Below are 12,411 nucleotides of genomic sequence, written 5' to 3'. Positions count from 1 at the left end.
TGACCGCCTGAGGCGGCTCGGCCGTCAGATGGCTTCCTGGTAGCTGCCAGGGGCGCGGACGCCGGCCAGCATGCCCGCGGCGCGTTCGGGGGAGGGGCGGCGGGCCGGATCGTGGTGGAGCAGGCCCTCGATCAGCGGGCGCAGCATCCCCGCCCTGCGCGGCCGGGGGAAGCCGCCCTGGCGGAGCAGGTCGAGCACGCCGGCGGCGTCCTTGCCCGGGTACGGTGGGCGCCCCTCGACCGCGCTGTAGAGCGTCGCGCCGAACGACCACATGTCGCCCTGCTTGGTGGCCATGCCGCCGGAGAGCCGTTCGGGCGCCATGAAGGCGGGAGTGCCGCGCAGGCCGCCCGAGCGCGTGGAGTTCAGGTCGGCCTCGGCGGTGGCGATGCCGAAGTCGGTCAGGACGACCCTGTCGCCGGTCAGCATGACGTTGGCGGGCTTGACGTCGCGGTGCAGGACGCCCGACTTGTGGGCGTGCCGCAGCGCGCCCAGCAGATGGCGGCCGAGGCCCGCGACGGAGGTGTCGGGCAGGGTGCCGACCTGGGAGAGCAGATCGTGCAGTGACAGGCCCTCCAGGTACTCCATGACGATCCAGAGCCGCCCCTGCTCCTCGACGAGGTCGTGGACGGTGACGATGCTCGGATGGGTCAGCCGCGCCGCCAGCCTGGCCTCGCGCAGCACGCGCCTGCGCACCGCCTCGGCCTCGCCGACCAACGTCAGCTCCTTCAGCGCCACCTCACGGTGCAGAAGCTGGTCGAACGCGCGCCATACCACGCCCATCCCGCCACGGCCTGCCTGCTCGCCAAGCCGGTATCGCCCGCCGATCTCCCGCATGTCATCCCCTCGTCGCTAGGGGTAATGATGTCAAATGATCGCGAAGGATATGCCGCCTCGGCTGATCTAGATATATGCGTGTTTATGAGGGTGCAGGTCAGAGGGGTAAGAACGTTGAGTCCGAGTCCCAGATCACTGTGCCGGACGGGTCCAGCAGGACCGCGTTGCCGTCGTCGCGCAGCACCAGCTCGGCGCCCGGCACGCCTGCCGTAGCGGACCGGAAGGAGACCAGGTGGCGCCTGCGGTCGCGGGCCGCGCGGTAGACGACCAGCGTGCCCTCGGGCTGCAGGAGGCAGACGCTGCCGCGCTCAGGGGAGGACATCCTGGCGCGGCGGCGGGGCGTGGCGCCGGAGAAGAGGGTCAGCACGCCCTTGTCGGTGAGCTCCAGCGAGTGCTGGCCGTTGGGGGAGCGGATGGGGAAGCCCTGCTCGATGGACTCGAAGCTTCTGATCCTGTTGTAGGAGGCCTGCCGGATCTCGGTGCCGGTGCACGGCGACCAGACGGGCCTGCCGTCGGGGCCGTAGATCACGAGGTTGCCGTCGTCGTGCAGGACGAGGCAGGAGCCCTCGGGGTGGCGGAAGGCGGGCTCGGGCCACACCGCGCCGGCCGCGTTCCTGATGCCGAGCGAGCGGTTGCGCTCCATGGTGAGCCTCCCGCCGGGTATCCAGTGGTCAGTGGCCCACAGCGGCCTGCCGTTCTTGTCGCTCGGGAGCGTGCCCTGGTCGTAGAGGACGAGATTGCCGTCGGTCTGATACTCCAGCTTGAACTCCCTCCAGCCCTGCGCGGTCTTGCGCGACAGGATCCGGTCGCCGGGGTTCATCGACTCGCCTGACTTCAGTACGCGGGTGCGCTCGGCCATACCACTCAGACAGCCACAGGTTCGGGGCGGTGGGCAAGGGCCCGCGCGGCGACCGGCATGGCCATGAGACAGAGGACGACCGCGCCGACGAAGACCACGGGCAGACCGGCGACGGAGCCGACGAGACCGCCGAGCGCCGCGCCGAGCGGGTTGCCGCCCATCCCGATGAGCCGGTAGGCGGAGTTGACCCTGCCGAGCAGTTCCTCGGGAATGATCCGCTGGCGGAAGGACACGACCAGGACGTTGCCCGCCGCACTGGTGGCGCCGAGCAGGATGCCGGTGACGTAGACGGAGGGGACCGTGGGGAAGAGCACGGGCAGCAGCAGGGTGAGGCTGTTGGCGGTCCAGAAGGCGACCAGCGTGCTCCTCTCACCGAACCGGCGGGCGAGCCGGTCGGCGAGCAGCGAGCCGGTGATGGCGCCGACCGCCAGGACCGTCATGACCATGCCGTACTGGCTCGCGGTCATGCCGATCGCCGAGCCCTCGCCGACCGCCCACAGGACGAAGACCGACAGGTAGGCGGAGCTGCACGTGTTCATCACGCCCGCCGCGACGGCGAGATCGCGGACCGTGCGGTTGCGGACCAGGTAGCGCAGGCCCGTGGCGATGTCCTGGCGCAGCGGCGCGGTGGAGACCTCGGCGGGCCTGTACACGCCGCGCATGCCGAGGAGGAACAGTCCGGCGGCGGCGTAGAGCAGCGCGGGCGCGCCGAACAGGGCCATCGGGGCGAGGGTGACCAGGAATCCGGCCACGGGCGCGCCGACGAAGGTGTTGCCGATCGTCTGCGCCGCGACGACGCGGCCGTTGGCCCTGCCGAGCGACTCCTTGCCGACGGTCATCGGCAGCACCGTCTGCGCCGAGGTGTCGTTGAAGACCTCGCAGGCCCCCGCCACCAGCAGGATGGCCAGCAGGAGCGGCAGGTTCATCGCGTCCATGGCCACGGCGGCGGCGGTGCAGGCCAGGGCCAGGGCGCGGACGAAAGCGGTGATCACCATGATTCTGCGGCGGTCGCTCCTGTCGGCGATGGCGCCCGCGTGCAGCGCCAGCAGCAGCCACGGCAGCGTGGTGGCGACCCCGGCCAGCGATACGAGGGTGGGATCGCGGGTCAACGTGATCGCCAGCAGCGGGGCGCCGGTCAGCAGCACGCCGTCGGCCAGGTTCGAGGAGGTGGTGGAGGCCAGCAGGTATCTGAAGGAGCGTCCCACGGTCTATCCTTTATGCGTAGGAAGTTGTGCACATGTTTCTTTGCAAAGATAAGGCTGCACACTGTGGAACGCAAGACCGTCAGAGAGATGGACGCCCAGTCGCTCAAGGCGTTCACGCATCCGGTGAGGATGCGGCTGTACGAGCTGCTCGAGGAGTACGGCGCGGCGACCGCCACCATGCTGGCCGAGCGCATCGACGAGAACACCGGCGTGACCAGCTACCACCTGCGGCAGCTGGCCAAACACGGGCTCATCGTGGAGGTGCCGGAGAAGGCCAGGGGCAAGGAACGGTGGTGGCGCGCGGCCGGGTTCAGCACCGACACCGACAAGTTCCGCAAGGACCCCGACACGGCGGAGGCGGCCGAGGTGCTCATGGCCGGGCTGGTGCGCCAGCGGCACGGGGAGCTGAACCGCTGGGTCGAGGAGTCGAGGAACTCCCCGCGCGAGTGGATCGACGCGGCCACGCACACCAGGCGCTCCCTGCGGCTGCGCAGGGAGCACCTGGCCGAGCTCGGCAGGCGGGTGAGCGAGCTACTCGACTCCTACGCCGACGACGAGGGCGGCGAGCGGGTGGTCATCCACTTCGACGCCTTCCCGCTGGGCCAGCCGGAACGCTAGGGCCGCTCGGGGGCGAGGAGGAAGGCCAGTTCGATCTCCCTTTCGCCCATGTCGGGTTCCACGGCGGGGTCGATCTTGTAGAGCTCCAGACGCGCGGCCCAGCGCCCGTCCCGGACATCGAAGGCCGGGCCCCGCTCCTCGGCCCAGGCGAGCAGGCCGGCGGTCACGCCGACGAGCCGGTCGGGGTGGCCGACATGGGTGACGGTCGCGTACGCGCCGCCGGGCAGCACCCCCGGCTCCACCTCGCCGTCGCCGGCCACGTAGGCGTTGCCCCTGTGCGGCACGATCCACCCAACGGGCGCGGGGACCATGGGGAGGGCCCACTGACATCTATTGTCAGTGAATGCGCGCCTCTCGCCTCCTCTCGGTCCTCCTCCTGCTCCAGACGCGCGGCAGGATGACCGCCCAGCAGCTCGCCGACGAGCTCGGCGTCAGCGTCCGCACCGTCTACCGCGACGTCGAGGCGCTGCACGCCTCAGGCGTCCCCCTGTACGGCGAGGCGGGCCACGAGGGCGGCTACCGGCTCGTCGACGGCTACCGCACCCGGCTGACCGGGCTGACGGAGAAGGAGGCCCAGGCGCTGTTCCTGGCGGGCCTGCCGGGCCCGGCGGCCGAGCTCGGCCTCGGCGCTCTGGCGGCGGCGGCCGAGCTCAAGATCGAGGCGGCGCTCCCACCCGATCTGCGCGAGGGGTCGCGGTGCGTGCGCGAGCACTTCCACCTCGACTCGCCAGGCTGGTACCACGACGGCGACCAGGTGCCGCACCTGCCGGCCCTGGCCGACGCCGTGTGGAACAAGCTCGTCGTCGCCGTCCGCTACCGGCGCTGGCGGGAGCCGTACGAGGTGGAGCGCACGCTGGAGCCGTACGGGCTGGTGCTGAAGGCGGGCAGGTGGTACCTCGTCGCGCGCGCCGGCGCGGACCTGCGCACCTACCGCGTCAACCAGATCCTCGCCATGGAGGTGACCGAGCGGACCTTCGACCGGCCCGACGGGTTCGACCTGGCCGCCCACTGGCGCGAGCACCTGAAGGACTTCCGCGCCCGGCTCATCCAGGGCCACGCCGTCGTACGGTTGTCGCCCGCAGGCGTCGAGCGGGCCGGCGAGCTGATGAGCTCGGCGGTCGTCGAGGCGGTCGCCCAGGGCGTGGAGGGCGAGGACGGCTGGGTCACCGCCACCGTCCCGATCGAGTCGCTGACCCACGCGCACTCGGAGTTCATGAAGCTGGGCGCGGAGGCGGAGGTGCTGGAGCCGGCCGCCCTCAGGGACAGGCTGATCGCGACCGCGCGCGCCCTGGCTGCCCTGTACCTGCCGTAGCCGGGCGCCGTCAGGGACGCGGCCTCACTCCTTCTCCCGCGTCAGCTCGCGCCTGCGGCGCAGCAGCGCCGCCCGCCTGACGTGGGCGCGTACGGTCGCCACCACCGACACCGCGACGAAGGCGGCCCCGATCCCCACGGCCAGGAGCAGGCCCGTGCCCCGCTGGACGGCCGCCGTCACCGTGACGGCGGTCATCATCGCGGAGGCGGCCAGCGCGAGCCAGCCGGCGATCACCCTGTCGAGCGCGAACAGCGGCGCCCGCCGCGTGACCATCCACCCGCCGTAGCACGCCCAGGCCAGGCAGAACACCAGGAAGCCGGCGAAGGCCACCTGCGTACGGCCCGGCAGCGGCTCCGGCTCCGTCGCCCAGAGCAGCCCCACGAAGGCCGCTCCCGCCAGTCCCGTCACCAGAGGCACCGCGCCCAGCACGCGCCGCCACGGCGACAGTGCCGGCGACAGCCGCCCGACCAGTTCGTCCGCCGACATCCGAGGCTCCTCGTTCATGGCTGGAATCCCTTCTCCGTGAGGTGGTCGCGCAACAGCCGACGGGCCCTGCTGAGCCTGGACTTCGCGGTGCCCTCGGGGATCGCGCAGATCTCCGCGCACTCGCGCAGCGAAAGGTCCTCCAGGTAGAACAGGACGAGAATCTCCCGCTCCCGCACCGGCAGCGCCGACAGCCCCGCGACCAGCTCGGCGCGGTCCACGACGGCGGTCATGGAGTCCTCGGCGGGCGGCTCCTCGCCCGAAGGCGTCTCGGCCCTGCCGTACTCCTCCCTCAGCCGGTCGGTCACGGCCCGCCTGGCGATCGTGAACAGCCAGGGAGTGAACCTCGCCGGATCCTTCAGCCGCGGCAGCCCTCTGAAGACGGCCAGCCACACCTCCTGGGACACGTCGTCGGCTCTCTCGGCGTCGAGCATGCGCCGGACGTACGTCCACACCGGTACATGCCAAGCCCGCACCAGTTCGGCGAAGGCGTCCCGCTCACCGAGCAGGCAGCGCAGCACCAGCAGCTCGTCGGTCATCTCGTTCTCCCGTCACCCGTCACCCAGAGCAGTCGGAGAACCGGGCCTCCTGGTTCACGGTCGCCGCGAGGTTCTCATGCGCCGAGGTCGAGGGTGAAGCGGCCGGCCGCCAGCTCGGTCAGGAACGGGACGGGGTCCACCAGCTGGTCGACGTGCCCGACTCCCGGCGCCATGGCGGGCAGGCGGGCCACGAGCATGGCGGCGACGAGGCCTGTGGCGCGGCTCTGCCCGCGCCCGCCGAGGGAAGCCTGGACCGAGCCCGAGCGGACGGTCACCGCGAACCCGTCGCTCCCGAGGTGCACCCTGCTCATCGCGGTCAGCAGCAGGTCGCGCACCTTCGGGCGGCCCAGCAGGCGGGCGACGGCGGGCCTTCTCGCGGCGGCCAGCAACGCCGTGCTGAGGCGGGAGTCCAGGCACAGCCCGGTCTCCGCGGAGGCCAGGCCCAGGGTCTGGGGCAGCGTGTACTGGTCGGAGAAGGGGAACCGGTGGACGGTGCGCCTGCCGTACGGCGCGGGGAACCGCATCGGCCACGATCCTTCGAGCCTGCCCAGGCCGTCCAGCGTCCATGCGACGGCCGCGGGGCCGTGCCGCTCTCCCGCCCCGAGCAGCGCCCCGATGCGTACCTTCCGCGCTCCCGAGCGCTCGACGCAGTACCGCGCGAGCAGGTTGGTGACGCCCGGCACCAGCCCGACGCTGAGGACGGCCTTCGCATCGCGCTTCCTGGCCACGTCGTCGAGGTCCTCGATCCCGGCGAGCACGTGGTGGGTGGCCGACACGTCCAGGTAGTGGACGCCCCGCTCCAGGCAGGCGCGGGCCACGCGCGGGTTGTCGAGCTCGGCGCACATGAGCACGGCGTCGACGCCGTCCAGCGCGCGGGCGAGATCGGCGGGGTCGGCGGCGTCCACCCGCATGACGGTGGTTCCCCGGACGGGCCTGGCTCTGCCGGGATCGCGCCCGGCCAGCACCACTCGCGTGCCTGGCAGGTGGCCGACGAGCGCGGTGGCGGCCTCGCGGCCGACGGCGCCGTATCCGCCGAGGATGAGGACCTTGTTCATGGGCCTTCCCAATTTCTGTAGTATGACTACAACAATGTTTCTGTAGTGGCACTATAGTCAATTTGGCGGCCGGCGCCGCCCCGGCTTGACGCGGCAGGTGACCGGCTCATTCGGCGCCGACAGGACGATCAACGGAGGGCGCGCGCCGACCACGCCTTGATCGTGGCGATCGAGGCCCGTCCGGTGGCTCGCCGCCGCCCTGACCTGGTCCGGTGTCGTGTGGTACTGCGCTGGCCGCGGCTCTCGCGCTGACGAGCGCGCCACCAAGATCTCTCGAATGCGAACCTTTGCGGCATTAAGTGCGTCACACCCTGCACATCTGTGACCGCTGAGCTTGGAGAGACGAGTGGTGTTAGATCGCAGAGTCATAGCCATGGTCATGACCATGACCGCGGCGTTCAGCGTGGAGGGCGCCGCCGCGGACGCCGCGGCCCCCTCGGCCGTGAAGGCGCCTCCGGTCGCCGCGGCCGAGGCCACCGCGCGCGTGGTCACGCCCGCCGTGACGCTCACCGCCCCACCGGCCGTGGTGCCCGCCGCGGCCGGCGGGGCGGGGAAGGCGGAATGCGTCCGCGTCAAAGGCGCGAGAGCCTGCGTGGGGCTGGACCAGAGCGCCCTGCCGGGAATCACCGTCCAGGACACCAAGAAGGACAGGCTCCACGCCGCGGTGGAGTACTACCAGAACGGCTACCTGGGGACGAAGTACGTCATCCACAACCTCGCACGCGAGGGCGAGATCAGGGGGAACCGTCAGATCGGCAAGACCGTCACCTTCAGGGCGGCCGTGTACAAGGGGGATCGCCGGATCAAGGTCAGTGGGTGGAAGACGGTCAGCGACGTCACCAAGCACCCCGTCAAGCGGGAGACCCGGGTGACCCCTGCCGGCGCGCGGGCCCGATCCGAGGTCTGCACCTCGACGAAGGGCGCGGCCGACATGTGCTTCGGCGAGAAGAAGACATTCGTCTTCGCGTGCGACACGGGCGCCGACCGCCATCAGGCACGGGCGGAGTACTTCCTGAACGGCGATCCCACGGCGCGCTTCGAGATCCATCAGCTCGCGGGGCTGAACACGTGCGGCAAGGCCGTACACGGTGACCTCGCCGTGAGCATGTACCGCGCCTCGGTGTTCGACGACACCCATCTCGTGGCGACCAGGCTCTACAAGTACAACTAGGGGGAGCCCGCCGCCGTAGCGTGTCGTCCTGACCGTTGGGTCAGGACGACACGCGGCCTGTCACTTGAACGTGTGAAGGATCAGGTAGCGGGTCATGTCGAGGATCTGCCAGTTGAGCTCCTTGAGCTCCTTCTCCTTACCCCGCTTCTCGTCGCAGTCGGACCAGTCATGTTGTGAGCAGCGTGCGGTGGCCGTCGCGGCGGAGGCGCTGGTGGTGATGAGCGGGGCGGCGGCCAGGCCGACCAGGGCTGCGGCGGCCGCGATGGCGGCGGCGTGCCGGACGTCGGAAATGCGACGCATGGGTGATCTCCCTCGATAACAGGCGGTCGAGCCGGGGGGAGAACGGCCGTGGGCCGCTTCGGGGTTCTACCGTCAGATCGCAGCCCGCGAATCGCCAGCGCGATGAAAATCAACGTCAAGTCGGGGACGGAGCGCGATTGACAAAATCAATACGGTCGTACATATTGAACGTCATGGCGCGAGCTTCCAACAAAGAGCAGATCCTCCGTGAAGGACTTCACGTCGTGCGCAGACGCGGGTTCAACGCGGCAGGGGTGCGGGACATCACCGCCGCCGCAGGTGTCCCGCAGGGGTCGTTCACCAACCATTTCGCCTCCAAGGAGGCGTTCGGGCTGGAGATCCTCGAGCGGTACTTCACCGACGACGTCGGATCGGCGATCGAGGCGACGCTGCGCGACACCGACCTGCCGCCGGTCGAGCGGCTGCGGGCCTACTTCGACCTCATCACCGCCCGTTTCGAATCGCGCGAGTGGCGCGACGGATGCCTGATCGGGAACCTGAGCCTGGAGTCGGCCGAGACCAGTGAGGCCCTGCGCACGCGGCTGTCGGAGATCTTCGCGCAGTGGCGCGAACCGTTCGCCGACAGCCTGGAGGAGGCCGCGGCGGCCGGGGCGATCCGGCTTGACATGCCGGCTCTCGACCTGGCCGACTTCCTGCTCGCCTCCTGGCAGGGCGCGATCCTGCGCATGAAGGTCGACCACAGCCCCCAGCCGCTCCAGCGGTTCAACGAGATCGTCTTTTCCACCATCCTGCGGAGAGCCTGATGAACGCCCACGACCCCCACCCCCGCAAGCGCGTCGCCGTCGCCGGCACGGAGCTCAGCTACGTCGACACCGGCTCCGGCGACCCGATCGTCTTCCTGCACGGCAACCCCACCTCCTCCTACCTGTGGCGCAACGTCATCCCCCACGTCGCCGACCTCGGCCGATGCCTGGCCCCCGACCTGGCGGGGATGGGCGCCTCGGATCCCTCGCCCGACGGTGCCTACCGCTTCGCCGACCACGCCCGCCGCCTCGACGCCTGGTTCGACGCGCTGGACCTCGACCGCGACGTGACCCTGGTGCTGCACGACTGGGGCTCGGCCCTCGGATTCCACTGGGCCGAGCGCCACCGTGAGCGGGTCAAGGCGATCGCGTACATGGAGGCCATCGTCCAGCCCCGCCTCTGGACCGACTTCCCGCCCGGACGTGACGCGCTCTTCCGGACGATGCGCTCGCCCGAAGGGGAGCGGCTCATCCTGCAGGAGAACTTCTTCGTCGAGACCGTGCTGCCGAAGAGCATCCTGCGCACGCTGAGCGACGCCGAGATGGATGCCTACCGCGCGCCCTTCCCCACGCCGGAGTCCCGGATCCCGACACTGGTCTTCCCCCGCGAGCTGCCCATCGACGGCACGCCCGAGGACGTCGCCGCGATCGTCGAAGCCTACGGCCGGTGGCTGGCGGAAAGCCCGCTGCCCAAGCTCCTCATCAGCGCCGAACCCGGCGCCCTGCTGGTCGGCCGCGCGCTGGAGTTCGCCCGCACCTGGCCGAACCAGCAGGAGGTCACCGTGTCCGGCAGCCACTACATCCAGGAGGACTCACCGGAGGAGATCGGTATCGCGCTGCGCGAGTTCGTCCTCAAACTCTGAGCGGCTCGCCAGATCCGCCGAGGACGGTCACCAGGCCTGGACCGAGGGCTCCCGCGCACCTGGGATCCTCTGAGTCGAGGCCGAGGCGCGGCAACGGGGAGGCGCCGCCGCCACACAGCGGCAGTCCGGTCAGGGGCGACCGGTCCGTCTCGATGGTCTCCCGGTCGAAGCCGAGCCGCCGGATCGGCTTCTCGACGGTTGACCGCGGCAGCGGCAGGAGGACGCCTGCGGGAGGTGCTGCCGTGGAGCGACGCGGGTGCTCGCTGCTTCCCTTCCCATACCTGGGGGACGGACCGGGGCGGCCGTGGCCGCGAGGGATCCCCGGCGGTCCACATCTTCGCGGAAGGTCCCCGTGCGCGACTCCCTCGGTGGAGGGAGGTGCCAGGCCGTGCCGTCCGGAACAGTCGTGGCGTCAGTCCACGCCATCCACCGGATCGGAGCACCCGTCATGATCAGGACCACCGCTCGAGTCGTCGCGGTCCTCGCGCTGGCCGCCACGACCACCACAGGCGCGGCAGGCGCGGCGGCGGCACCCACCAGGAGCGCTTCGGCGCCCACGACCACCGCCGCCATCAAGGGATGGGCGCGGATGTACTTCCCCGCCCCCGGCAACGACGTCCAGGTCACGGTCGACGCGCACGGCGAGTACACCTCCGCCAGTCCCGCCTTCCCGACCCGGGCGTGGGGCACGTTCCGCATCTACCACGCGGTCCAGGAGCCGGGGAAGCCGCGCCTGGTCAACTGGGGCGAGGTCAAGGTCGACTGCCTGACCACCGGCGGGCCCATCGCGACCGTGACGGGTACGCTCGTCCGCGCCACCCCCGGCGGGCCGTGGGAGGACCTGGTGAAGCGGCGCATCCGCATGGGAGTGAGCTTCTACGTCGCCCGCAAGGGTGCGGGCCCCAGCAGGATCGGGCTGGCGGGAGCGACGGCCAAGGGAGAGCCGCTCCTTACCAGATGCATGGCCCCGGCGCCCGACGCGCCCGTGACGAAGGGGGGCTACACCCTCACGGAGAAGGGCCCGCTCGACACCTCTCAGTGAGCGACGCCGCCGGGGCCGGGTCGCGCGAAGGCGAGCGACAGGATCGCCAACCGGTCCTGGGCGCTGCTCGGCCGGTTCGCCACGAGGCCGCGCGGTCCTGGAGGACCTCGCCGATGGGTGGTGACCAGCCGCCCGCGTGCCGTCCGCGCGAGTTCCGGCCCCGACCTCGGCGACGGTCACGTGCTCATTACCGCCGCCCGCCGAACGTCCAGTCGTGGACCTCGATGTCGGCGTACCGGTCCACGGTCAGGACATCGCGTGCCGCATCCGGGTCGGGCGCACGGACCAGCAGCGCCGTACCCAGCCAGGCGTTGCCGTCGTCGGACAGCAGCGGCCCGTACGCGATCAGCTCGTCCCGGTCGGCCGGCGGGACGAGGTCGGCAGCCTGCCCGGAGCCGAGGCCCAGCACCAGATACCGGTCGCCGCCGTCCCGGCCGCCGGGGAAATCCCACATGGTGCGCCCCAGCACGTTGCGCCATCGGCGCAACACCACGTCCCGGTACACGCCGGCCTGGTAGTTGGGCTCGTCGAAGACGAACGCACGCGCAGTGGCGAGATCCGGCAGGTCCACGATGTGCACGCTGCCGGTGGCCGTGTCGCCGCCGCGGCCGAAGGTCGGGCCACGGGCGATCATCTCCGCCGCGTACCGGTCCATGTAGGACCAGTGCTCTTCCAGCAGCTCGTCGCGCAGCGCCGCCGAGTCAGGCCGATCGCGGTGATAACAGAAGAACTCCATACCGGGAGTACCTACCATGGACCGCGGCGACAGCGATCTACGGCGGTCAGACCGGAGTATCGGCCCGTCGTCTGTGCAGGTGGCCGTCCCTCGGGAACGGCGGCCGAGCCGGAAGGACCTGGTGAAACCGGTATCTCGCCTTCTCCGCGACCCGGCACGAGGCGAGATTGTCCACCTGGTGAAGCAGGTCGAGACGTTCCAGGCCTTCGACCGCGAAGACGTCGAAGGCCCACGTGGTGATCGCTTCGAGGGCACGGGGGGCCACGCCCCGGCCACGGGCGTGCGCCGCCGTCCAGTAGCCGACCTCTGCGGACTCCCGGCCAGGACCGGTCCGCTTCATGACCACGTTGCCGGCCAGCCGGCGTTCGTCGGGCTCGGGATGATCTTCATGAACGGCGAAACTCAGCCGTTCTCCGGTCTCCCAGCCGCGCCTCTGAAGCTCCAGCCACTCCACCGCGTCCTCGACGCTCTCGACAGGGAGCCTCGTCCAACGGCGCAACGTGGGATCGCGATAGGCCTTGATCAGCGGTTCGACGTCGCCGTCGTTCCACGGGCGCAGGAAGAGCGCAGAGGCGGACGGCGTCGCCTCCACCCGCAAGGTGACATTCATCAAGGTCCTCCCCGGAAGGC

16 protein-coding genes are annotated in these 12,411 nt (G+C 70.8%); 6 read left to right on the top strand and 10 right to left on the bottom strand.

Annotation, left to right across the window (positions count from 1 at the left end):
- Positions 1-24: 24 nt before the first annotated feature.
- From ACFSKW_RS39710 to ACFSKW_RS39700, 3 genes are all read right to left on the bottom strand, one after another.
- Entirely contained in the window at positions 25-834 is an 810-nt protein-coding gene (locus ACFSKW_RS39710; protein ID WP_379578956.1) for a serine/threonine-protein kinase, read from the bottom strand.
- Between the two features lie 97 nt (positions 835-931).
- The gene (locus ACFSKW_RS39705; protein ID WP_379578955.1) at positions 932-1,693 is read right to left on the bottom strand and encodes a hypothetical protein; all 762 of its coding nucleotides are present in this window, start codon (positions 1,691-1,693) and stop codon (positions 932-934) included.
- Between the two features lie 5 nt (positions 1,694-1,698).
- A complete protein-coding gene (locus ACFSKW_RS39700; protein WP_379578953.1) occupies positions 1,699-2,898 on the bottom strand; it encodes an MFS transporter in 1,200 nt (399 codons plus the stop codon).
- Between the two features lie 63 nt (positions 2,899-2,961).
- Between ACFSKW_RS39700 and ACFSKW_RS39695 the strand changes: the two genes are divergently transcribed.
- Positions 2,962-3,516 (top strand): winged helix-turn-helix domain-containing protein, encoded by a 555-nt coding sequence (locus ACFSKW_RS39695; RefSeq protein WP_379578952.1) that lies wholly within the window; start codon positions 2,962-2,964, stop codon positions 3,514-3,516.
- Here ACFSKW_RS39695 and ACFSKW_RS39690 read toward each other — a convergent pair.
- The gene (locus ACFSKW_RS39690) at positions 3,513-3,800 is read right to left on the bottom strand and encodes a GyrI-like domain-containing protein (RefSeq protein WP_379578950.1); all 288 of its coding nucleotides are present in this window, start codon (positions 3,798-3,800) and stop codon (positions 3,513-3,515) included. The genes ACFSKW_RS39695 and ACFSKW_RS39690 overlap by 4 nt on opposite strands.
- Positions 3,801-3,859: 59 nt before the next feature.
- On the opposite strand from ACFSKW_RS39690, the gene ACFSKW_RS39685 reads away from it, so the two are divergent.
- On the top strand, positions 3,860-4,828 hold the full coding sequence (locus tag ACFSKW_RS39685; protein WP_379578948.1) for a helix-turn-helix transcriptional regulator: 969 nt from the start codon (positions 3,860-3,862) through the stop codon (positions 4,826-4,828).
- A 24-nt stretch (positions 4,829-4,852) separates the two neighbouring features.
- Here the strand turns inward: ACFSKW_RS39685 and ACFSKW_RS39680 are convergent, their stop codons facing one another.
- From ACFSKW_RS39680 to ACFSKW_RS39670, 3 genes are all read right to left on the bottom strand, one after another.
- A complete protein-coding gene (locus ACFSKW_RS39680) occupies positions 4,853-5,332 on the bottom strand; it encodes a hypothetical protein (protein ID WP_379578946.1) in 480 nt (159 codons plus the stop codon).
- Positions 5,329-5,850 (bottom strand): RNA polymerase sigma factor, encoded by a 522-nt coding sequence (locus ACFSKW_RS39675; protein WP_379578944.1) that lies wholly within the window; start codon positions 5,848-5,850, stop codon positions 5,329-5,331. Before ACFSKW_RS39675 ends, ACFSKW_RS39680 begins: the two co-directional genes overlap by 4 nt.
- 74 nt (positions 5,851-5,924) lie before the next feature.
- Positions 5,925-6,905: a saccharopine dehydrogenase family protein gene (locus tag ACFSKW_RS39670; RefSeq protein ID WP_379578942.1), complete on the bottom strand. Its 981-nt coding sequence runs from the start codon at positions 6,903-6,905 to the stop codon at positions 5,925-5,927.
- A 373-nt stretch (positions 6,906-7,278) separates the two neighbouring features.
- On the opposite strand from ACFSKW_RS39670, the gene ACFSKW_RS39665 reads away from it, so the two are divergent.
- The gene (locus tag ACFSKW_RS39665; protein ID WP_379578940.1) at positions 7,279-8,076 is read left to right on the top strand and encodes a hypothetical protein; all 798 of its coding nucleotides are present in this window, start codon (positions 7,279-7,281) and stop codon (positions 8,074-8,076) included.
- Between the two features lie 60 nt (positions 8,077-8,136).
- Here the strand turns inward: ACFSKW_RS39665 and ACFSKW_RS39660 are convergent, their stop codons facing one another.
- The gene (locus ACFSKW_RS39660; RefSeq protein WP_379578938.1) at positions 8,137-8,376 is read right to left on the bottom strand and encodes a hypothetical protein; all 240 of its coding nucleotides are present in this window, start codon (positions 8,374-8,376) and stop codon (positions 8,137-8,139) included.
- Positions 8,377-8,549: 173 nt separating this feature from the next.
- Here ACFSKW_RS39660 and ACFSKW_RS39655 point away from each other — a divergent pair, with 173 nt between their 5' ends.
- The 3 genes from ACFSKW_RS39655 to ACFSKW_RS39645 all read left to right on the top strand — a co-directional run bounded on the left by ACFSKW_RS39655 (position 8,550) and on the right by ACFSKW_RS39645 (position 11,045).
- Entirely contained in the window at positions 8,550-9,140 is a 591-nt protein-coding gene (locus tag ACFSKW_RS39655; protein WP_379578936.1) for a TetR/AcrR family transcriptional regulator, read from the top strand.
- Complete coding sequence (locus tag ACFSKW_RS39650) at positions 9,140-10,003, top strand: haloalkane dehalogenase (RefSeq protein WP_379578934.1); 864 nt, start codon at positions 9,140-9,142, stop codon at positions 10,001-10,003. Before ACFSKW_RS39655 ends, ACFSKW_RS39650 begins: the two co-directional genes overlap by 1 nt.
- A 448-nt stretch (positions 10,004-10,451) precedes the next feature.
- Positions 10,452-11,045, top strand: coding sequence for a hypothetical protein (locus tag ACFSKW_RS39645; protein WP_379578932.1), 594 nt, complete (start codon positions 10,452-10,454; stop codon positions 11,043-11,045).
- 187 nt (positions 11,046-11,232) lie between these two features.
- Here ACFSKW_RS39645 and ACFSKW_RS39640 read toward each other — a convergent pair whose 3' ends face one another.
- Both ACFSKW_RS39640 and ACFSKW_RS39635 read right to left on the bottom strand, forming a co-directional pair.
- On the bottom strand, positions 11,233-11,781 hold the full coding sequence (locus tag ACFSKW_RS39640; RefSeq protein ID WP_379578930.1) for a YciI family protein: 549 nt from the start codon (positions 11,779-11,781) through the stop codon (positions 11,233-11,235).
- Positions 11,782-11,827: 46 nt separating this feature from the next.
- Positions 11,828-12,391: a GNAT family N-acetyltransferase gene (locus tag ACFSKW_RS39635; protein ID WP_379578928.1), complete on the bottom strand. Its 564-nt coding sequence runs from the start codon at positions 12,389-12,391 to the stop codon at positions 11,828-11,830.
- Between the last annotated feature and the right edge of the window lie 20 nt (positions 12,392-12,411).

Source organism: Nonomuraea mangrovi (assembly GCF_042681425.1).
Lineage (GTDB): Bacteria > Actinomycetota > Actinomycetes > Streptosporangiales > Streptosporangiaceae > Nonomuraea > Nonomuraea mangrovi.
This window is presented reverse-complemented; position numbering and strand designations above follow the sequence as displayed.